This window comes from Spirillospora sp. CA-108201 (assembly GCF_050936235.1).
Classification (GTDB): domain Bacteria; phylum Actinomycetota; class Actinomycetes; order Streptosporangiales; family Streptosporangiaceae; genus Spirillospora.
The window spans coordinates 1,134,713-1,154,456 of sequence record NZ_JBNJNE010000001.1; the positions used below are offsets into that span (position 1 = coordinate 1,134,713).

General features: G+C 74.9%; 19 protein-coding genes. 11 read left to right on the forward strand and 8 right to left on the reverse strand.

Annotation, left to right across the window (positions count from 1 at the left end; genetic code table 11):
* Nucleotides 1-5: 5 nt before the first annotated feature.
* Nucleotides 6-2,006, reverse strand: coding sequence for a substrate-binding domain-containing protein (locus tag ACQEU6_RS05440; RefSeq protein WP_499329490.1), 2,001 nt, complete (start codon nucleotides 2,004-2,006; stop codon nucleotides 6-8).
* 592 nt (nucleotides 2,007-2,598) lie between these two features.
* The gene (locus ACQEU6_RS05445) at nucleotides 2,599-2,934 is read right to left on the reverse strand and encodes a DUF3099 domain-containing protein (RefSeq protein WP_499329491.1); all 336 of its coding nucleotides are present in this window, start codon (nucleotides 2,932-2,934) and stop codon (nucleotides 2,599-2,601) included.
* Between the two features lie 68 nt (nucleotides 2,935-3,002).
* Between ACQEU6_RS05445 and ACQEU6_RS05450 the strand changes: the two genes are divergently transcribed.
* Entirely contained in the window at nucleotides 3,003-3,215 is a 213-nt protein-coding gene (locus tag ACQEU6_RS05450; protein ID WP_499329492.1) for a dodecin, read from the forward strand.
* A gap of 120 nt (nucleotides 3,216-3,335) precedes the next feature.
* Here ACQEU6_RS05450 and ACQEU6_RS05455 read toward each other — a convergent pair whose 3' ends face one another.
* Together ACQEU6_RS05455 and ACQEU6_RS05460 are read right to left on the reverse strand one after the other, a co-directional pair.
* Nucleotides 3,336-4,718, reverse strand: coding sequence for a metallopeptidase TldD-related protein (locus ACQEU6_RS05455; RefSeq protein ID WP_499340095.1), 1,383 nt, complete (start codon nucleotides 4,716-4,718; stop codon nucleotides 3,336-3,338).
* Nucleotides 4,719-4,723: 5 nt separating this feature from the next.
* Nucleotides 4,724-6,223 carry a TldD/PmbA family protein gene (locus ACQEU6_RS05460; RefSeq protein WP_499329493.1) on the reverse strand — a complete coding sequence of 500 codons (1,500 nt, stop codon included), beginning with the start codon at nucleotides 6,221-6,223 and terminating at the stop codon, nucleotides 4,724-4,726.
* Between the two features lie 159 nt (nucleotides 6,224-6,382).
* Here ACQEU6_RS05460 and ACQEU6_RS05465 point away from each other — a divergent pair, with 159 nt between their 5' ends.
* A complete protein-coding gene (locus ACQEU6_RS05465; protein ID WP_499329494.1) occupies nucleotides 6,383-7,087 on the forward strand; it encodes a beta-ketoacyl-ACP reductase in 705 nt (234 codons plus the stop codon).
* 5 nt (nucleotides 7,088-7,092) lie between these two features.
* The gene (fabI, locus tag ACQEU6_RS05470; RefSeq protein ID WP_499329495.1) at nucleotides 7,093-7,881 is read left to right on the forward strand and encodes an enoyl-ACP reductase FabI; all 789 of its coding nucleotides are present in this window, start codon (nucleotides 7,093-7,095) and stop codon (nucleotides 7,879-7,881) included.
* Between the two features lie 45 nt (nucleotides 7,882-7,926).
* On the opposite strand, the gene ACQEU6_RS05475 is transcribed toward fabI, so the two are convergent.
* The 3 genes from ACQEU6_RS05475 to ACQEU6_RS05485 form a co-directional block, all read right to left on the reverse strand.
* Entirely contained in the window at nucleotides 7,927-8,556 is a 630-nt protein-coding gene (locus ACQEU6_RS05475; protein WP_499329496.1) for a hypothetical protein, read from the reverse strand.
* A gap of 103 nt (nucleotides 8,557-8,659) precedes the next feature.
* Nucleotides 8,660-10,558, reverse strand: a complete 1,899-nt coding sequence (locus ACQEU6_RS05480) for a helix-hairpin-helix domain-containing protein (RefSeq protein ID WP_499329497.1) — start codon at nucleotides 10,556-10,558, stop codon at nucleotides 8,660-8,662.
* An 81-nt stretch (nucleotides 10,559-10,639) separates the two neighbouring features.
* Nucleotides 10,640-11,599 carry an aldo/keto reductase gene (locus ACQEU6_RS05485; RefSeq protein ID WP_499329498.1) on the reverse strand — a complete coding sequence of 320 codons (960 nt, stop codon included), beginning with the start codon at nucleotides 11,597-11,599 and terminating at the stop codon, nucleotides 10,640-10,642.
* Nucleotides 11,600-11,731: 132 nt separating this feature from the next.
* Between ACQEU6_RS05485 and ACQEU6_RS05490 the strand changes: the two genes are divergently transcribed.
* On the forward strand, nucleotides 11,732-12,352 hold the full coding sequence (locus ACQEU6_RS05490; protein ID WP_499329499.1) for a hypothetical protein: 621 nt from the start codon (nucleotides 11,732-11,734) through the stop codon (nucleotides 12,350-12,352).
* On the opposite strand, the gene corA is transcribed toward ACQEU6_RS05490, so the two are convergent.
* Entirely contained in the window at nucleotides 12,349-13,320 is a 972-nt protein-coding gene (corA, locus tag ACQEU6_RS05495) for a magnesium/cobalt transporter CorA (protein ID WP_499329500.1), read from the reverse strand. The genes ACQEU6_RS05490 and corA overlap by 4 nt on opposite strands.
* A 62-nt stretch (nucleotides 13,321-13,382) precedes the next feature.
* Here corA and ACQEU6_RS05500 point away from each other — a divergent pair, with 62 nt between their 5' ends.
* The 7 genes from ACQEU6_RS05500 to mshC all read left to right on the forward strand — a co-directional run bounded on the left by ACQEU6_RS05500 (nucleotide 13,383) and on the right by mshC (nucleotide 19,721).
* Nucleotides 13,383-14,096, forward strand: coding sequence for a histidine phosphatase family protein (locus ACQEU6_RS05500; RefSeq protein WP_499329501.1), 714 nt, complete (start codon nucleotides 13,383-13,385; stop codon nucleotides 14,094-14,096).
* 10 nt (nucleotides 14,097-14,106) lie between these two features.
* Nucleotides 14,107-14,655: a DUF3090 domain-containing protein gene (locus ACQEU6_RS05505; RefSeq protein WP_499329502.1), complete on the forward strand. Its 549-nt coding sequence runs from the start codon at nucleotides 14,107-14,109 to the stop codon at nucleotides 14,653-14,655.
* Between the two features lie 53 nt (nucleotides 14,656-14,708).
* Nucleotides 14,709-15,491, forward strand: coding sequence for an SCO1664 family protein (locus ACQEU6_RS05510; RefSeq protein ID WP_499329503.1), 783 nt, complete (start codon nucleotides 14,709-14,711; stop codon nucleotides 15,489-15,491).
* A gap of 48 nt (nucleotides 15,492-15,539) precedes the next feature.
* The gene (locus ACQEU6_RS05515) at nucleotides 15,540-16,304 is read left to right on the forward strand and encodes an NRDE family protein (RefSeq protein ID WP_499329504.1); all 765 of its coding nucleotides are present in this window, start codon (nucleotides 15,540-15,542) and stop codon (nucleotides 16,302-16,304) included.
* Between the two features lie 191 nt (nucleotides 16,305-16,495).
* Nucleotides 16,496-17,464 (forward strand): ABC transporter permease, encoded by a 969-nt coding sequence (locus ACQEU6_RS05520; RefSeq protein ID WP_499329505.1) that lies wholly within the window; start codon nucleotides 16,496-16,498, stop codon nucleotides 17,462-17,464.
* Between the two features lie 5 nt (nucleotides 17,465-17,469).
* Nucleotides 17,470-18,414 (forward strand): ABC transporter permease, encoded by a 945-nt coding sequence (locus ACQEU6_RS05525; protein WP_499329506.1) that lies wholly within the window; start codon nucleotides 17,470-17,472, stop codon nucleotides 18,412-18,414.
* Between the two features lie 77 nt (nucleotides 18,415-18,491).
* Nucleotides 18,492-19,721: a cysteine--1-D-myo-inosityl 2-amino-2-deoxy-alpha-D-glucopyranoside ligase gene (gene mshC, locus ACQEU6_RS05530; protein ID WP_499329507.1), complete on the forward strand. Its 1,230-nt coding sequence runs from the start codon at nucleotides 18,492-18,494 to the stop codon at nucleotides 19,719-19,721.
* Nucleotides 19,722-19,744 lie beyond the last annotated feature (23 nt).

Sequence of the window (19,744 nt, forward strand, 5' to 3'; positions counted from 1 at the left end):
GCGGGTCAGCAGTCGGGCTCGCAGACGCGCCGCGAGACGGCCTTGAGGAAGATCGCCTGGATCTGCCCCGGGGTCTCGGCCACGTAGGCGTCGCCGTGCGTCACCTGCGCGATCCGCCGCAGCTCGGCGACGTCCACGCCCGTTCCGTAGCCCAGCATGTTCACCTGGACGGGGCGCTCCGGGTCGTACTCGCGCCGCATGTGGTCGAGGGTCTCCTCCAGGGACGGGCCGTGCGGGTCCTCGTTCCGCCCGTCCGTCCACAGCAGGACCGAGTTCACGTACTCCGGCTTGTAGGTCCGCTTCATGTAGTCGAACGCCGCCATGACCGTGTCGTACAGCCCGGTGTCGCCGTGCTCCTTCACCCGGATCCGCGCGAACGCGCTCAGCACGCGCTGCCGCCGGGTCGCCGATCCCAGCCGCTCGTTGAGCGGTCCCACGCCGACCAGCTCCCGCCAGTCCCGGTCGCCCCGCAGGTCGGTGGAGAAGATCCACTGGCCGAGCTCGCTGTCGTCCGGCAGCAGCGCCAGCCCGCCCTGGGCCGTGCGCACCGTGGACTGCAGCCGCGTCACGCCCGGCGCGACCTCCTCGTCCATGGAGCCCGAGACGTCGATGATGCTGAGCATCCGGATGCTCAGCGACAGCTGGGCCCACGACTGCATGACGCGCCGCACGTCCGCGCCGGGCGTCCCGGGGAGGGCCCGCGGCGGGCGCGGGTCCAGGCCGGTCCGCGGGGAGAACGACGCGGGCGCCGATCCGCCGGGCGCCCGGAAGCCCAGCCGCCGGAGGTCGTCGCGGGTCGCCCTGTCAGCGAGCGCCTTCTCCAGTGACCGCGCGGCGCTCTCCTTGGCCCTGTCCTGCGCCAGCACGGTGACCGGATAGTCGAGGTAGACCGTCCCCTCGGCCGGGTACACCGCGACCGCCGGCTCGGCCGGGCGCCGCGCGTTGTGGGCGAACACCGCCTGCTCGGGCGCCATCGCGACCGGGTAGCGGCCGGGGTCGCCCTGCCCGGACGCGGCGAACGCGTCGAACTCGGCGGCCACGGAGACGGCCACGCCCTCCCGGATCGTGCGGACCGCCCCGGTGAACGACGCCTCGCCGCCGGGGGCGTCCCCCAGCAGCGCGCCCGCCAGGATCAGCGAGCCCAAGCCGGTGGCGCTCCGGGCGGGGTCGGGGACCTGGAGCCGGAGCAGCCGCGGCGGGATCACCCCCGTGCCGCCCCCCGCTGCCGTGCCGTCTCCCGCGGCCGGGTCCCGCCCGGAGCCCGAGGCCGTCCCGGCCGCGGCGAGCAGCTCCTTCCAGGACGGCCGCTCCGGGGCGCCGAGGTCGCGCAGCTGCGCCGCCAGGCCGCGCGGCGCCGCCAGGACGATCGGGGTCGAGGCGATTCCCGCGGCCCGGGTCCGGCCGGATCCGCCGGCGAGCTCGGTCCACAGCGAGGAGTCGGGAATCCAGACGTCCGGCCTGCGGGCGACGCCGGCCACGCCCTTGCCGGACAGCAGCGTCGCCACCGCGGCGGGGTCGGCCGCGCGCACCCGCGCGCGGGCGCACCGCCCCTCCACCTCGTGCCCCGCGCGGTTGAGGCGCCCCGCCGCCCGCGCGACCGCGGGCGCGACGTCCGGCGCCGCGGCCACGTCGAGCGTCACCGCGCCGCCGGAGCAGCCGCCGCCCGCCGAGGCGATCGCGTACGCGCCGAATCCGGTGAGGAGCACCAGGCCGACCGCGCCCGCGAGCGGTCCGAGCAGGATGCCGCCGACCCGCCGCGGCGGCCTGCCCTCGCCCAGCGCCCACGGCCCCCGCGGCGTCCTGGCGGCGGCGTGCGCCGGGGACGGGGGACGGGACGCGCGGTCGGGCCGCCTGAAGGCGTCGAAGGCCTCGTCCTCGGGCGCCTTCGAGCGGGGCGGGGGACCGGCCGGGTGCGAGGCGCCGAGGAAGGTGTAGGGAGACCCGGGGCCGCCCGGCTCCGGCTGGTTCCGCGGCGCCCACTCGGGCACGTCGTCGAATGCGCTCATGGCCGATCTCCGTTTCCGGGGCGGGGCTGCGGGCCGCGTCGCGCCGTGGGGGCACGGCCCGCCCCTGAGACACATGGTCGATATGTCTCAGGTGAGGCAGCTGTGATGTTCGTCTCGTGGGCCGTCCCCGTCAAGGGGGCGGGCGGCCCGGGACGCCCCGCTGAGCGCCTCTGTGTGCGGTGGCGGCCGTCCGGCCGGAATCCGGGTCCACTGGACCTCCCCTGGAGCACGGGGGCGGTGGTGCCGCTCAGCAGTACGCGGCGGGCCCCGGCAGGGGACGGCCGCGACGGGGTTTCGGGTCATGGCCGGACCAGGACAGCGCGGAGGGCTTGCGTTCCGGCGGGGATGTGCGCCGGTCCGGGCGGGCGGTCAAGCGAAGGTGCGGGGAAGGTCATCCGAGTTCCCGCGAAGCGTCAGCGGGGACCCTGGAGAGAGAAAAGCGGCGCCGGGTGGATACGGGGGCAATCCACCCGGCGCCGCATCATCGGTGTTCCGACGGGGGCCCGGAACACCGGCACGGGCGCTCCGACGGGGGACCAGAGCGCCGGTACAAATCGTACACCGAAACCCCCCGCTGTTAGTCAAGAGAATGTCACGACCGGATTTCTGGTCGTTGTCCGGAAACCGGCTTCTGTTCCGCGCGGACGCGGTCGTCGAAGGCCCCCGGGGCGGTCGGCTCGCGCCCGCCGTTGGCGAAGATGACGGCGACGTAGGGGAGCACCGCGGCGCCGACCACCATGAGCAGCGCGAGCCACCACGGCGCGCCCGCCACGGCGGCCACGACCGCCCCCACGAAGCAGATCGTGCGGACGCCCATGGACATCAGGTACCGGCGCTGGCGGTGGCCGATGTCCTCCGACATGGGACGGGGAGCGTCGGTGACCGTGTAGACCGGCGGCTCGCGGTGGTGGCGGGGATTGACCTTCACCATTCCACGGTAAGCCCAGGGAGTCCGACCTGCACCGGCAGGCCTGGGCAAAACATCTGGAGGAGTCGATGACCGATCGCACCTACCGCGTGACCGAGATCGTGGGGACCTCGCCGGAATCCGTCGAGGCCGCGATACGCAACGGCGTCCGGCGCGCCTCGCAGACCCTGCGGCACCTGGACTGGTTCGAGGTGAAGGAGGTCCGGGGCCACATCGAGGACGGCGAGGTCGGCCACTTCCAGGTCACCATGAAGGTCGGCTTCCGCCTGGAGGACGCCTGAGCGCGCCGGGCCCGGCGCCGGGGCCGCCCGGCCCCCGGCCCGCCGCAGCCGGGGGCGGCGGGCCCGGCGCCGGAGGACCGGCCCCGGGTGCGCGCTCCCGCCGTCCCCGGCCGCGCCCGCTCAGGTGGCCTGGCTCACCGTCGACATGTGGAAGTCGGGGACCCGGATCGCCGGCATCGCGGTGCGGGTGAAGTAGTCCGACCACTCGCGCGGCAGCGTCGGCCCGGTCTCGCCGACCTCGGCGATCCGCGACAGCAGGTCGACGGGGCTCTCGTTGAACCGGAAGTTGTTCACGGCCCCGACGACCTCGCCGTTCTCGACGAGGTAGACGCCGTCGCGGGTGAGGCCGGTCAGCAGCAGGCTCTGCGAGTCGACCTCCCGGATGTACCACAGGCACGTCAGCAGCAGCCCGCGCTCGGTGCGGGCGACCATCTCCTCCAGGGAGGCGCCGCCGCCCGGCCCCCGCATCGCCAGGTTGTCGACGGCGGGGGTGAGCGGCAGCCCGGTGCGCTCGGCGGAGTGCCGGGTCTGGGCGAGGGACGCGAGGGTCCCGTCGCCGATCCAGTCGGTGGCGCCGAGCGCGAGCCCGTTGTCGAACACCGAGGACTCGCGGCTGGAGGCGTGCGCGATGACGAACGGGGCGCACTGCATGCCCGGGGCGGCCGGGTCGCTGGACAGGGTGAGCGGCAGGTCCGAGAGCCGCTCACCGACGCGGGTGCCGCCGCCGGGGGCGCTGAAGACCGTCCGGCCGTCCTGCGCGTCCTGGGCTCCCGCCGACCAGTACAGGTAGATCATCAGGTCGGCCACGGCGGACGGCGGCAGGATCGTCTCGTACCGGCCCGCCGGCAGGTCCACGCGCCGCTCGCCCCACTCCAGCCGCCGGGCGAGGCCGCCGGTGAGGTCGGCGACGTCGACGTCGGTGAAGTCGCGGGTGCCGACGCCGGCCCACGCCGAGCCGCCCGCGCCCTTGGCGTTCAGCTCCAGCAGCCCGGTGGGCTGGTCGTGGCGCAGCCGCAGCCCCGCCGAGGAGCCGAGGAACGTCGAGGTGAGGACGTGGTTGGCGAACCCGTACAGCCGCCGGTCGCCGGCCTGCGCGGCGGCGAACGCCTCGCCCAGCGCGGGCGCGAAGCCCTCGAACACCCCGATCCCGGTCTCGGCGGGTTCGTCGTCCCATCCGGCGGCGCCGGAGGGCGGCCCCTCGGCGACCAGCGGGCGGGCGTCCTCGGCGGCCTCGTTGCCGGCGGCGTCGGCCTCGGCGGCGCGGACCAGGTCCTCGATGCCGTCGGCGCCCACGGCCGACCGCGACACCACGCCCGCGGCCACCCCGCCGGCGGTGCGGCGCAGCGCGATGACGGTGAGGCGGCTGGAGCGGGTCACCCCGTTGGTGGTGAGGGTGTTGCCCGCCCACCGCAGGTTCGCGGTGCTCGCCTCGTCGGCGATGACGACGCAGTCGTCGGCGCGCGACAGCGACAGGGCCCGCTCGACGGCCTCCTGCGGCCTGATCGTGCTCACTGGCCGGCCTCCTTCAGCGCGTTGAGGATGTTGACGCCCCGGAACAGCGCCGAGGGGCAGCCGTGGCTGACCGGCGCGACCTGCCCCGGCTGGCCCTTGCCGCAGTTGAACGCGCCGCCGAGCACGTAGGTCTGCGGCCCGCCGACGGCCTCCATCGAGTTCCAGAAGTCGGTGGTGGTGGCCTGGTAGGCGACGTCGCGCAGCTGACCGGCGAGGCGCCCGTTCTCGATGCGGAAGAACCGCTGCCCGGTGAACTGGAAGTTGTAGCGCTGCATGTCGATCGACCAGCTCTTGTCGCCGACGATGTAGACGCCGCGCTCGACCCCGGAGATCAGTTCCTCGGTGGACGGGCCGCCCTCGGCGGGCCTGAGCGAGACGTTCGCCATCCGCTGGATCGGCATGCTGGACGCGGCGTCGGCGAACGCGCAGCCGTTGGAGCGCTCGGCCCCGGTGAGGCGGGCGATGCGCCGGTCGGTCTGGTAGCCGGTGAAGAGCCCCTCGGAGACGATGTCGAACGACTGCGTCCGGACGCCCTCGTCGTCGTAGCCGATGGTCGCCAGGCCGTGCTCGGCCGTCCGGTCCCCGGTGATGTTCATGACCTTGGAGCCGTACTGGAGCGTCCCGAGCTTGTCGGGCGTGGCGAACGAGGTGCCCGCGTAGGCGGCCTCGTATCCGAGCGCCCGGTCCAGCTCGGTGGCGTGCCCGATCGACTCGTGGATCGTCAGCCAGAGGTTGGACGGATCGACGACGACGTCGTACACGCCCGGCTCCACCGACGGGGCGGCGAGCTTCTCGGCGAGCAGTTCGGGGATGCGGGCGAGCTCCCCGTCCCAGTCCCAGTGCTCGCCCGACAGCCACTCCCACCCGTACCCGGTGGGAGGCGCCAGCGTGCGCATCGTGTCGAACAGGCCGCCGGCGAGGCCGACGGCGTTGACGACGGGATGCAGCCGGACGCGCTGCTGGGTGGTGACGGTGCCGGCGAGGTCGGCGAAGAACTTGTTCTCCTTGACCTGCAGCAGGGTCGCGTCGACGTGGTCGACGCGGTCGTCGCCGAGCAGCCGGCGGCTCCAGTCCGCCAGCAGCGCGACCTTGTCGGCGGTCGGCACCGCGAACGGGTCGGTCTCGTACGCCGAGACCCAGGTGCGCTCGCCGTGGACGGGTTCGGGCGCCAGCTCGATGGGCTCGCGGTTGACGGCCTTGGCGACGGCGGCGACCTCGACCGCCCGCGCGGCGACGCGGGCGGCGCCCTCGGGCGTCAGGTCGATGCCGGCGGCGAAGCCCCAGGTGCCGTCCTTGACGACCCGGACCGACAGTCCGACGTCGTCGGCGTCCAGGGCGGTCTCCAGGGCGGCGTCGTGGAGGCGGAGTGTCTGGCTGCGGATGCGCTCCAGGCGGAAGTCGGCGTGCTCTGCGCCCAGCTCCCTGGCGCGGGACAGCGCCGCGTCGGCCAGCGCGCGGAGCGGCAGCGCGGTGAAGGCGGGATCGATGTCATGCACCCTCCGCAACCTACCGTCCGCGCCCGTCCCGCCGGGGGGCCGCGCGCCGCGCGAACAAAGGGAGGTGAGCGGATCTTGTCGGTTCGGCACATCCGCAGCCGACGCGCGGGCCGCTAGTGTCGTGCAGCAGCCAACGAGCAGTACAACGAGAGGGTCGTGATGAGTCGCTCTGTCCTCGTGACCGGCGGTAACCGGGGCATCGGCCTCGCCATCGCCCGCGAGCTGGCCGCGGCGGGCGACGCGGTCGCGGTCACCTACCGGTCCGGAGAGCCGCCCGAGGGGCTGTTCGGAGTCCGGTGCGACGTGACGAGCGCCGAGGACGTCGACGCGGCCTTCGGCAAGGTGGAGGCGGAGCAGGGGCCCGTCGAGGTGGTCGTCGCCAACGCGGGGATCACCAAGGACACGCTCCTCGCGATCATGAGCGAGGAGTCGTTCACCTCGGTCCTGGACACCAACCTGACCGGGTCGTTCCGGGTGGCCAAGCGCGCGGTGAAGGGCATGATGCGCAAGCGCGCGGGGCGGATCGTGCTGGTCTCCTCGGTCGTGGGGCTGATGGGCTCGCCGGGGCAGTCCAACTACGCCGCGTCCAAGGCCGGCATGGTCGGGTTCGCGCGCTCCCTCGCCCGCGAGCTGGGGTCCCGGGGCATCACGGTGAACGTGGTCGCGCCCGGGTTCGTCGACACCGACATGACGGCGGTGCTGACCGAGGACCAGCAGAAGGCCATCACCGCCGCGGTGCCGCTCGGCCGCATCGCGAGGCCGGAGGAGATCGCCAAGGCCGTGAGGTTCGTGGCCGGTGAGGACGCCGCCTACATCACCGGGGCCGTGATCCCGGTCGACGGCGGCCTGGGAATGGGGCACTGACAGACATGGGAATCCTCGAAGGCAAGCGCATCCTGGTCACCGGCGTCCTCACCGACGCCTCCATCGGCTTCCACGTCGCGCGGATCGCGCAGGAGCAGGGCGCCGAGGTGGTGCTGACCGCCTACCCGCGGCCGACGCTCACCCAGCGGACCGCCAAGCGGCTGCCGTCCGGCCCGGACGACCCGCCGCCGGTGCTGGAGCTCGACGTGACCGACCCCGGGCAGCTGGACGCCCTCGCCGGGAACCTGCGCGACAGCGGCTTCGACCGCCTCGACGGCGTGATGCACGCGATCGCCTTCGCGCCGCAGACCGCGCTCGGCGGGAACTTCCTGGAGACGCCGTGGGAGGACGTCGCCACCGCCGTGCACGCCTCCGCGTACTCGCTGAAGTCGCTGACGATGGCGTGCCTGCCGCTGATGAAGGACGGCGGCTCGGTCGTCGGCCTCGACTTCGACGCCACCAAGGCGTGGCCGGTGTACGACTGGATGGGCGTCGCGAAGGCCGGCCTGGAGTCGTGCGCCCGCTACCTGGCCAAGTACCTGGGCCCGCAGGGCATCCGGGTGAACCTCGTCGCCGCGGGCCCGCTCGCGACGATGGCGGCCAAGAGCATCCCCGGCTTCGAGGGCATGACCGACATGTGGCCGAAGGCGGCCCCGCTGGGCTGGGACATCAAGGACAGCGAGCCCACCGCCCGCGCCTGCGCGGCCCTGCTGTCGGACTGGTTCCCCGCGACGACGGGCGAGATCGTCCACGTCGACGGCGGCCTGCACTCGATCGGCGGCGCGTCCGCGTGACCTCCGCCGGCCGCGCCGGGTTCCGGCGCGGCCGCGGTCCCGTGCTCAGCGGGCGCCGCGCCGGCGCCGGAAGGCGCGGCCCGCGACGCTCATGTTGAGCGCGCCCACCGCCCCGGCGGCCCCGGCCGCGGCGGCGACCAGCATCAGCTGGCCGTCGTCCCGGCCGGAGGCGGCGACGGGGGAGATGAGGCGGGTCTGCGACATGGCGGCCGTCCCGCCGGGGGCGTCCGGGCCGGCCGCGATCTCAGGGGTGGGCAGGACGCCCGGCGGCCCCGACGCGGTGCCCGGGGTCTGCCCGGAGTAGGGCCTGAGGCCGCCCGGACCCGTCATCGGGGCCGGGCCGCCCGCCGCCGGCCCGCCGCTCGGCGCCGAGGACGTCCTGCGCGGGGCCTTGGCGGGCGCCTTGGCCGGCGTCCTGGTCTTCTTCGTGGTCTTCTCGGGGACGGGCTTCACGGTCTTGGACGGCGCGGGCGCCGGCGCGGGGGTCTTCGGGGTCAGCGCCTCGCGCAGGTTGCCGAGGTTGCACTTCCAGTTCTCGACCGTGCTCCCGGGGTCGACGCCCTTCTTGCACGTCTCCGCCGCCGCCTCGGCCGCCGGTGCGGCGAGGACCAGGACGAGCGCCCCGGCCGAGACCGCCGCCGACGCCGTTCCGAGCCGCCTGAGCCCCTGGGGCATGTCGCTCCTCCACCCGATGCCGTCCCTGACCCTTGTTGACATCGTGTCCCATACGGGGTCGTCCGTAAACCGCGACACGGGGGTTTCTTTACCCCTCAGTACCTCACGGGGCCACCAGCCGCGCGAGCCGGGTGCGCCGCGCGGGCGCCTCCTCCTCGCGGACGGCCCTGGCCAGCGCGGGGCCGGCCGCCTGCACGACCGACAGGTGGCGGTGCGCGAGCCCGAACGCGGTGGCCACCAGCGGCCGTGACAGGCCGTCCGCGCCCAGGACCGCGACCACGGCGGGACGCCGCGTCCCGCGCGCGAGCGCCACGGGCACCGCCCAGCCGTGCCGCAGCCGGGACGCCTCGGCCGGGGCGACGACCGCGGCGCCGCCCGGGAAGTCGACCTCCAGCCCGTGCGGGCCGCCGCCGGTCACCACGCCCGTCTCGCCGAGCGGGGCCTGCGGGAGCGGCGCGGCGACGACCACACGGTCGCCGGGGTCCAGGCCGCCGAACGCGCCCGGGCCGGGGTTCAGGCGGGCCTTGAACGCGGCGTTCAGAGCTCCCGCGCCCGCGTCCCCGCCCGCGGCCGGGGCGACGGTCTGGACGTCCTCGACGGGGATGCCGAGGGCGCGCGGGATCGAGTCGGCGACGAGCTGGACGGCCCGGTGCACCGCCTCGCCGCCGTTCTCGGCGGGCACGATGACGACCTCGCGGCCGGGGGCGTCCACGGCGGCCAGCGCGCCGCCGCGCACCGCCTCGGCCAGCGCGCCGAGCGGGCCGGAGGGCGGCTCGGCGTCCAGCGCCACGACGGGCACGGTCTCCGACGCCTCCAGGTCGTCCAGCGGACTGCCGGGCCCGGCGGGCGGCGGGGCGCCCGGCTCGCGGCACAGCACGAGGTGGGCGCCGTCGGGGCACGCCTCGGCCAGCACCGCGCACAGTTCGACGTCGAGCGCCGCGCCGTCCGTCACGATGACCAGGTCGAGGTCGAAGGGCCGCTGCTCGCCGCGCCCGTAGACGACGGCCCCGGGCGCGGCCGACGGGTCCTCGCGCGGCTCCAGCAGCCGGTGCAGGCTGGTGACCGCGACGCCCTCGGCCGCCGCGCCGGGGCCGGCGGCCGCGAGATCGGCGGCGGCGCGGTCGGTGGGCGCCGCCACGGCCGTCCGCAGGCCCTGCGACGCAGCGGCCGAAGCGATCTCGGCGACCGTGCGCGCGAGGCCGTCCGGCGCGCCGCACAGGATGCTCACGCCGGTGCGCAGCGCGGCCGTGATGGCCAGGGAGCGGTCTTCGGGGAGCCCGTCCCGCAGGCCCTTCAGGGCCGCGTCGTCCAGCAGCGGCGCGGCGGTGAGCGTCAGCCGCTGGAACCCCTCGGCCGCGGCCTCCTCCGCGAGCGCCCAGCGCGCCGGGCCGAGCGTCTCCTCCGGCTCCGGCGGCTCGGCGCCCTCCTCGAACGCCTCCTCGTCGAACTCGGGCTCCTCGGTGAGCGACAGGACCTCCGCCTCGTCCAGCGCCGCGTCGACGGCGCGCCGCGGGTCGGGGAAGCGCAGGCGCTCCAGCGCGGACAGCACGTCGGCGGCTGGCGTGACCGTGTGGCCCTGGCGGGCCGCCTCCGTCAGCAGGTGCAGGACGAGGGCCCCGCCGCGGCGGGGGTCGCCCGGACGGGCGTCCTCGCCGAGCAGGGCGCGGGCGAAGTGGTCGGCCTGACCGGGCTGGACGCCGGGGACGCTCAGCAGCCGCCAGGGGTCGTCGCGCAGCCGCCCGGCGGCGCCCGGTCCGAGCCGCGCGGCGGCGCGGGAGGCGAGCGCGGCGGGCACGCCCGTCTCGGCGAACAGCCCGCCGAGAGCGCGCAGGCCCTCCTCCGGGCTGCCCGCGGGCTCGGGCGGCGCCGCCGCCGGCGCGGGCTCGGGGGCGGAGTCCCGTCCGTCGAGAGCGCCGGCGGCGGCCTCGGCGGCGCGCATGGCGGCCTCGGCGCGCGCCTTGCGCTCGGCGGGGGTGGGGGTCTGGTCAGGGGCGTCGGTCACGGGCTTCCCGTCACGGCTGATCTCGGTTGGCGGTGGACCGTCCAGAGCGTGCCACGGACGGCCCCGGGGTTCACGGACGAATCACGGGTGGGAGGTCGTGTCGGAGACATCGGAGACGTCGTCCAGCGCGCCGCGGATCTCGTGCGGCAGCGTGACCTCCTCGCTCTCCAGGATCGCGCCGAGCTGCGCCGCGGTCCGGGCGCCGACGATCGGCGCGGCGACGCCCTCCCGGTCGCGGACCCACGCGAGCGCCACGGCGAGCGGGGAGCACCCGAGGCCCTCGGCGGCGGTCACCACCGACTCCACGATGCGGGCGCACTCCTCGTCCAGGTACGGCTGGACGAACTCGGAGAAGTGCGGGGCGGCGGCGCGCGACCCGGCGGGGATGCCGGTGCGGTACTTGCCGGTGAGGACGCCGCGGCCGAGCGGCGACCACGGCAGCAGCCCCGCCCCGGCGTCCAGCGCGGCGGGCACGACCTCCCGCTCGATGTCGCGGCGCAGCAGCGAGTACTCCAGCTGGGCGGACACGACCGGCGCGCGGCCCGGCCAGGCCCGCTGCCAGGCGGCGGCCTTGGCGACCTGCCAGCCCGCGTAGTTGGAGACCCCGACGTACCGGGCCCGGCCCGAGGAGACCGCCTCGTCCAGCGCCGAGAGCGTCTCCTCCAGCGGCGTGCCCGGGTCGTAGACGTGCAGCTGCCACAGGTCGACGTGCTCGAGGTCCATGCGGTCCAGGGAGGCGTCGAGGGCGCGCAGCAGGTGCCGGCGCGACCCGTCGTAGCGTCCGTTCGGCCGGATCGCGGCCTTCGTCGCGACGACGAGGTCGTCGCGGTCGACCATCTCGCGCAGCAGGTGGCCGAGGATGCGCTCGCTGTCGCCGTCGCTGTAGACGTCGGCGGTGTCGACCAGGGTGCCCCCGGCCTCCACGAAGGCGATGAGCTGCGCGGCCGCCTCGTCCGGGGCGGTGTCCTGGCCCCAGGTCATGGTGCCGAGTCCCAGCCGGGACACCAGCAGCCCGCTCCGCCCGAGGTGACGCTCCTTCATAGGCGGCCAATCTAGCGGTCCGCGCGAGCCGCGCGGAAAGTGAGCACCCGCCCCGGCCGGACGCGCCCGCGGCGCATAGATCCTGGTGAGGATCTATTGCGGCCGGGCGCCGCCGGGCTAGAGTGCGCAGCCATGGCGCCACCCCCGTTCTCGATGTACTCGCCGAAGACGCCCGACGGCGACGGCGGGCCGGACATGGCGCCGGTGTTCGGCGCCGGTCCGGGCGACGACCCCGGCTACCTCGCCTCGCTGCGCGGCGGCACCGAGCTCGGCCGGATGCGCCTGATGATGCTGGCGCTGCTGGCGGCGCCCCTCCTGATCCTGGCGATCATGCCGCTGATCGTCGAGGACGACAGCGGGGACGCGCCGCCGTGGATCTACCTGCCGCTCGCGGCCGCCGCGCTGCCGGCCCTGCTCGCCGGGCCCCGCGCGCCGCGCCCGATGGCGCCGGGCGACGACCCGGCGGCGGCGGCGCGGACCGCGCTGATGATGTTCCGGCAGGCGATCCTGCTGCGGTTCGCGCTGGCCGAGGGCGTGATCCTGCTGGGGCTCCCGCTGGCGATGGTCGCCCACAGCGAACTGGTCTTCGTCGCCGGGTTCGCCGTCGGCTACCCGCTGCTGGTCTGGCTGGCGCTGCCCACGCGGTCCGGCGTGGAGCGGATGCGCCGCCGCCTGGAGTCGGGGGATGCCGAGTCCCACCTGTGGGCGGCGCTCCTCGCCGCGCCCGCGCCCTCCCGCGATTCCGGCTCCTAGAGCCAGCCGCTCCTGCGCAGCCGGCGGAACAGGAGCACGCACACGACGGCCATCACCGCGATGACCAGCGGGTAGCCGATGGTCGAGTGCAGTTCGGGCATGTGGTCGAAGTTCATGCCGTAGATCCCGGCGATCGCGGTGGGCACCGCGATGATCGCGGCCCACGCGGAGATCTTGCGCATGTCCTCGTTCTGCCGCTTGCCGAGCAGCGCCAGGTGCGCGGTCAGCACGCTGTTGAGCAGCTCGTTGTGGGAGTCGACCTGCCCGTCGACGCGCAGCAGGTGGTCCAGGACGTCGCGGAAGTACTCGCGGGTGGAGCCGCACTCGGCGACGCGGCCCTTCACGATCTCCTGCAGCACGGGGACGAGCGGGTCCTCGGCGCTGCGGAACTCCAGCACCTCCCGCTTGAGCGAGTAGATGTCGGCGGTGACGTCCCGGGCGTTCGGGTCGAACACCGCCCGCTCCAGCCCGATGATGTCGACCTCGACCTCGTGGGCGACGATGCCGTACCGGTCGACGACCTCGTCGCACACCGCGTACAGGACCGCGGTGGCGCCGTGCCCGAGCAGTTCCGGCGAGTCCTCCAGCCGCTTGCGGACCGGCCCGAGCGGGTTCCCGGCGCCGTGGCGGACGGTCACCACGAAGTCCCGGCCGAGGAAGACCATGATCTCGCCGACCTCGATGTCGGAGGTCTCGTCGATGTAGGCGAGCGTCTTCAGCACCACGAACAGCGTGTCGTCGTAGCGTTCCATCTTGGGCCGCTGGTGCGCGGACACCGCGTCCTCGGCCGCCAGGGGATGCAGGTTCAGCTCGTCCTTGACCAGCTCGAACTCGTCCTCGTCGGGCTCGAAGAGGCCGATCCACAGGAAGCACTCGCCGTCCTCGCGAGCGAGGTCGAAGGCGTCGCTGATGTCGCCCTCGATGTCGCGGCGCTTCCCGCCGGCGTAGATGGCCTTGTCCACGATCACACCAGGCATTGTCGCGCATCCGGGGCGTCGGGATGCCCGAAAGATCTCCTAGAGTGGCCGGTGTGACGACGCTTCTCCTGGTTCGGCATGGCCTGACCGCCATGACCGGCCCCGTGCTGGCCGGATGGACGCCCGGCGTGCGCCTGGACGAGCGCGGCCGGGCGCAGGCCGCGGCGCTCGGCGCCCGCCTGGCGCCCCTGCCGCTCGCCGCCGTCGTGTCCAGTCCCCTCGAACGCTGCGCCGAGACCGCCGAGGCCATCGTCGCCGGGCACGCCGAGCCGGTCGAGGAGATCGAGACCGACGACCGGTTCGGCGAGGTCCACTACGGCGACTGGACGGGCCGCCCCCTCAAGGAGCTGGCGGAGGAGCCGCTCTGGCGCGTCGTCCAGGCCCACCCGAGCGCCGCCCGGTTCCCCGGCGAGGCCGGGGAGGCGCTGGCGGACGCGCAGCACCGCGCCGTCACCGCCGTCCGCGACTGGAACGAGCGGATCGCCGCCGCGCACGGACCCGGCGCCCTCTACGCGGTGTGCAGCCACGGCGACATCATCAAGTCGATCGTCGCCGACGCCCTCGGACTGCACCTGGACCAGTTCCAGCGCATCCAGGCCGACCCGGCGTCGCTCACCGTGATCCGCTACACCGAGACGCGCCCGTTCGTCGTCCGGGTCAACGACACCGGAGGCGACGTCGCCGGACTGATCCCGGAACCGCCGGAGGAACGTTCCGGGAAAGACGGACTCGGGTCGAGTGACGCGGCCGTGGGCGGCGGCGCGTAGGGTCATTGTCATGCCCGTCATCTCCTACGATCTGCCGGAGCGCTTCGTCGCCGGCTCCGTCGGGCGCCCCGGCGACCGCGCCTTCTACCTGCAGGCGCGGTCCGGCCGCCGCGTCACCAGCGTGGGCCTGGAGAAGTTCCAGGTGACGCTGCTGGCCGAGCGGCTGGAGGAACTGCTGGACGAGGTCCTGCGGCGCACCGGCGGCGACGCCGCCGTGCCCGCGGCCGTCCCGTCCGAGCTCAAGGACGACGGCCCCCTCGACCAGCCCGTCGAGGAGGAGTTCAAGGTCGGCACGATGGCGCTGGCCTGGGACCCCGACGACGAGCAGGTGGTCATCGAGGCGCAGGAGGTCACCGAGTCCGACGAGGAGCCCGAGGTCGGCGAGGACGATCCCGCCGTCGCGGTGCTCCGGGTGCGGATCAGCGCGGCGCAGGCCCGCGCGTTCGCCGAGCGCGCCCTGAAGGTGGTCGCGGCGGGACGGCCGCCGTGCCCGCTGTGCGGCCTGCCGCTCGACAGCGAGGGGCACGTGTGCCCCCGCCAGAACGGATACCTCGGCTGAGATGACACCCCGCTGTGCTGGATCATGGACGACGTGGCCGGGAGAATGAGCGCATGACGCAGTCCTCCCGGGGCCGGGCGCCCGCAGGCGGGCCGGGCGAGGCCGGGCCCGCGGTGTCCCCGCGCGACGCGGCCGCCGCCGAGCGGCTGCTGACCGCCGGGCGCATCGCCGTGGAGGGCAGGCTCGTCCAGGCGTCCAACGCCACCCTGTACTGCGCGATCGAGCACGACGGGGTGTCGGCCAACTGCGTCTACAAGCCGGTCGCGGGGGAGCGGCCCCTGTGGGACTTCCCCGACGGGACCCTCGCCGAGCGCGAGGTCGCCGCCTACGAGGTCTCCAGGGCGATGGGCTGGGGCACCGTCCCGCCCACCGTCCACCGCGACGGCCCCTACGGGCCCGGCATGGTGCAGCTGTGGGTGGAGCCCGACCCCGACGTCGACCTGGTCGGCCTGTCGCGCTCCGACGACGAGGCCGTCCGCCGGATGTCGGTCTTCGACGCCGTCGTCAACAACGCCGACCGCAAGATCGGCCACCTGCTGCCCCCCGGCGACGGCCACGTGTACGGCTGCGACCACGGCGTCTGCTTCTCCGTCGAGTACAAGCTGCGCACCGTCCTGTGGCAGTGGCGCGGCAAGCCCCTCACCTCGGAGGCCGTCGAGGCGCTCGCCCGGGTCGACGCGGGTCTGCGCGGCGGCGACCTCGGCGCGCGGCTCGCCGAGCTGCTCACCGCGGAGGAGGTCGACGCCACCCGCCGCCGCGTCGAGCTGATGCTCAAGCACCGCATCCACCCCTACCCGCCCGAGGACTGGCCGGCCATCCCCTGGCCGCCGCTGTAGGGCGGCCCCGCCGCGTTCGGCATATCGGGGGAATGCTCCAATTAGGGCATGTGCACGGCGATCATCAGTGTCGACCCGTCCTCCCCGGTCCCGGTCCTCCTCGCGGGCGTGCGCGACGAGTTCGTCGCCCGCGCATGGGAGCCCCCCGGCCGGCACTGGCCGGACCGCCCCGGCCTCGTCGGCGGCCGCGACCTGCGCGCGGGCGGCACCTGGCTGGCGGTGGACCCGGGCGCGCCGCGGGCGGCCGTCGTCCTGAACGGCCGCGGACGGATGGCGCCGGAGGCGGGCCGCGCCTCGCGCGGGGAGCTGCCGCTGCGGGTGGCCGCCGACGGCAAGCTCGGCCTGCCGGACCTCGCCGCGTTCGACCCGTTCCACCTGGTCGGTGCCGGCCCCGACCGCGTCCGGCTGTGGAGCTGGGACGGCGCGGCCCTCACCGAGCGCGGGCTCGGCCCCGGCCTGCACATGATCGTCAACAGCGGGCTCGAGGGGGAGGGCCAACTGGAGGGCGAGACCGAGGACGCCTACATGGCGGCGCGGCTCGCGCACTTCCGGCCGCTTCTGGCCGCCGCGCCGCGCCCCGAGCCGCGCCCCGGAGACCCGGCGGAGCGGGCCTGGGGCGCGTGGCTGCCGCTGGTGCACGGCGACGGGCTGCCCCGCGCCGACCACCGCGCCCTGCTCCCCCTGCTCGACCTGGGCGACGGCCGCGTCTGGGGCACGACCTCCGTCAGCCTCGTCGCCCTCGGCAGGACCGGCGTCCGGTACGACTTCTCCGCCGTCCCCGGGGATCCGCGCGCCTGGACCCGCGTGTCCTGAGAGACGGCGGCCCGGGACGGGCGACGGCGGGAGGGACGCCGTCCCGCCCTCTTGCGGGCTCCGGCTGCGGAGCATGACGCTCGGTGCTACTTTGACTACCTAATGCGATCTTCGTCGGGGCGGGGCCGCCCGCGAAGGGTCATCGGCAGACGGGGAGTGCGGATGGCGGCGGTGGCACGCGCGGCGGCGCGATGAACGGCTACGCGGAGGTCGAGACCCGCAGGCCGAGGGCGGCGCCGGACGAGGCTCCGCCCGTGGAGGGCCGCACCCCCTGCCAGCTCGCCTGGACCCGGTTCCGCCGCGACCGGCTCGCGGTCGCGGCGCTCGCCGTGCTGGCGCTGATCCTCGCGTTCGCGGCGCTGGCGCCGCTGTGGGCGCACCTGACCGGCCACCCCTACGACGCGACCTTCCCCGACACCGGCCTGGACGCCGGGGGGCAGCCGCGCGGGCCGGGCGCGCGGTTCCCGCTCGGCGCCGACCAGCTCGGCCGCGACGTCCTGGTCCGCGCCGCCTACGGGGCCCGGATCTCCCTGGCCGTCGGGATCCTCGCGGCCCTGCTCGCCTCCGCCGCCGGAACCGCGGTCGGGACCCTCGCAGGGTTCGCGGGCGGCGCGCTGGACGCCCTGCTCGCCCGGCTGATGGACATGATGCTCGCCCTTCCGTACCTGCTGGTGGCCATCGTGCTGGCGACCACGTTCCAGATCACCTCCGTCGCCGCCAGCCTGACCATGACGATCCTGATGATCGCGTTCTTCTCGTTCGCCGCGGTCGCCCGGGTCGTCCGCGGACAGGTGATCATGCTCAGGCGGCGGGAGTTCATCGAGGCCGCCCGCGCCCTCGGCGCCTCGGACGTCCGGATCATGTTCGGCGAGGTCCTGCCGAACCTGTCCGCGCACGTCACCGTGCTGACCTCGCTGCTGGTCCCGGCCTCGATCGTGCTCGAGGCGACGCTGTCGTTCCTCGGCGTCGGGGTGCACCCGCCGATGCCGAGCTGGGGATCGATGCTCGGCGAGGGCGGCGACGTGTTCCAGACCGCCTGGTGGCTGCTGGCGGTCCCGGGCGTCCTGCTGCTGGCGACCACGCTGGCGTTCAACCTGCTCGGCGAGGGCGTCCGCGACGCCTTCGACCCGCGCGGCGACCGCGCGCCCGGGGGGCGGTGAGGCGCGTGGCGCGGTTCGTCCTCCGCCGACTGCTGTACGCGGTCGTGGTGCTGTGGCTGGCGGCCACGCTGGTCTTCGTCTTCCTGCACGTCTCGCCCATCCCGGTCGAGCGGGTCATCGGCGGGCCGCGCGCCACCGCCGACACCCTCGACCAGATCCGCCGCAACCTCGGCCTGGACCGGCCCGTCCTCGTCCAGTACTGGCGGTTCGCCGGGCGGCTGCTGCGCGGCGACCTCGGCGACTCCTACGTCAACGGCATGCCGGTCGCGACACTGATCGGCCAGCGCCTCCCCACGACGCTGTACCTGGTGGCGGGCGCCGCCGTGCTGTGGTTCTGCGGCGGCGTGCTGCTCGGCGTCCTCGGCGCGACGCGGGCACACGGCCTGGGGGACCGGGCCGCGACCGTGTTCGTGCTGGTCGGGCTGTCCACCCCGCCGTTCGTGATGGCCCTGGCGCTACTGCACGTGTTCTCCGCGGGGCTCGGCGGAGGCGCCGTCCACCTCTTCGAGGCGGGGCCCCCGCTGCAGGAGCACTTTCTACGGCGGATGGTCCTGCCGTGGATCGCGCTGGCGTTCCTCATGGTCGCCACCTACACGCGCCTCACCCGCGGGGCGATGCTGGACGTGCTCGGCGAGGACTACGTCCGGACGGCACGGGCCAAGGGCCTGCCGGAACGCCGCGTCGTCGTCCGGCACGGGCTGCGGCCGGCGCTGGCGCCCGTCGTCACCCAGCTCGGCATCGACCTCGGCGCGCTGATCGGCTCCACGATCGTCACCGAGAAGGTGTTCGGGCTGCAGGGCGTGGGGCAGCTCGTCTACCAGTCCATCGCGCTCGGCGACACCCCGGTCGTCATCGGGGTGACGCTGCTGGTGACGTCGTTCGTCGTCGTCGCGAACCTGCTGGTCGACATCGGCTACTCGGTGCTGGACCCGCGCGTCCGGCTCCGCTGAGGTCGCCCGGGCGCTCGTCCGGCGGAAGCCGCGATCTCGGATTCATGCCGCGAAGTGCGCATGGATAAGCTTTCCGTATGCGATCGTGGCCCGCCTCCGAAGTCCCCAGCCTCTCCGACGCGGGACTGCCCGCCGCGACCCGGCCCCTCGGCCTGCACGACACCGGCACCGGGACGAAACGCCCCACGTCACCCGGCGACACCGCTCGGATGTACGTGTGCGGGATCACCCCCTACGACGCGACGCACCTCGGCCACGCCAACACCTACCTGGCCTTCGACCTCGTCAACCGGGTGTGGCGGGACCTCGGCCACCGGGTCCATTACATCCAGAACACCACCGACGTCGACGACCCGCTCCTGGAACGTGCCCGGCAGACCGGGGAGGACTGGCGCGAGCTCGCCGACCGGGAGATCCAGCTCTTCCGCGACGACATGACCGCGCTGCGCGTCCTGCCGCCCGACCGCTACGTCGGCGCGGTCGAGGCCATCCCGCTGATCATCGAGATGATCGAGAAGCTGCGCGGCCGGGACGCCGCCTACGAGGTGGACGGCGACGTCTACTTCCCGATCGCCTCCGACCCGGCGTTCGGCCGCGTCAGCCGGCTCACGCGGGAGGAGATGGCGCCGCTGTTCGCCGAGCGCGGGGGCGACCCGGACCGGCCCGGCAAGCGCGACCCCCTCGACGCGCTGCTGTGGATGGCGCGGCGGCCCGGCGAGCCCGGCTGGGACTCGCCGTTCGGGGAGGGGCGCCCCGGCTGGCACGTGGAGTGCTCGGCGATCTCGATCGAGTACCTCGGCATGGCGTTCGACGTCGAGGGCGGCGGCTCGGACCTGGCGTTCCCGCACCACGAGATGAGCGCCTCGCACGCGCAGGTCGCCACGGGGGAGCGGCCGCACGCGCGCGCCTACGTGCACTCCGGCATGGTCGGCCTGGACGGCGAGAAGATGTCCAAGTCGCGCGGCAACCTCGTGTTCGTGTCGAAGCTGCGGGAGTCCGGCACCGACCCGATGGCGATCAGGACGGCGCTGCTCACCCACCACTACCGCTCCGACTGGGAGTGGACCCCGGGCGCCCTCGACGAGGCGGCCGCCCGGCTCGGCCGCTGGCGCGCCGCCGCGGCCCGCCCGTCCGGCCCGCCCGCCGCTCCGCTGGCCGCCGCGGTCCGCGACGGCCTGGCCGACGACCTGGACACTCCGGCCGCGCTGGCGGCCGTGGACGCCTGGGCCCGCGCCGACGGCGACGACCCGGCCGCGCCGGCTCAGGCCGCCGCCGTCGTCGACGCCCTCCTCGGCATCGCGCTCTGACCGTCGTCCGCCGCCTCATCCCG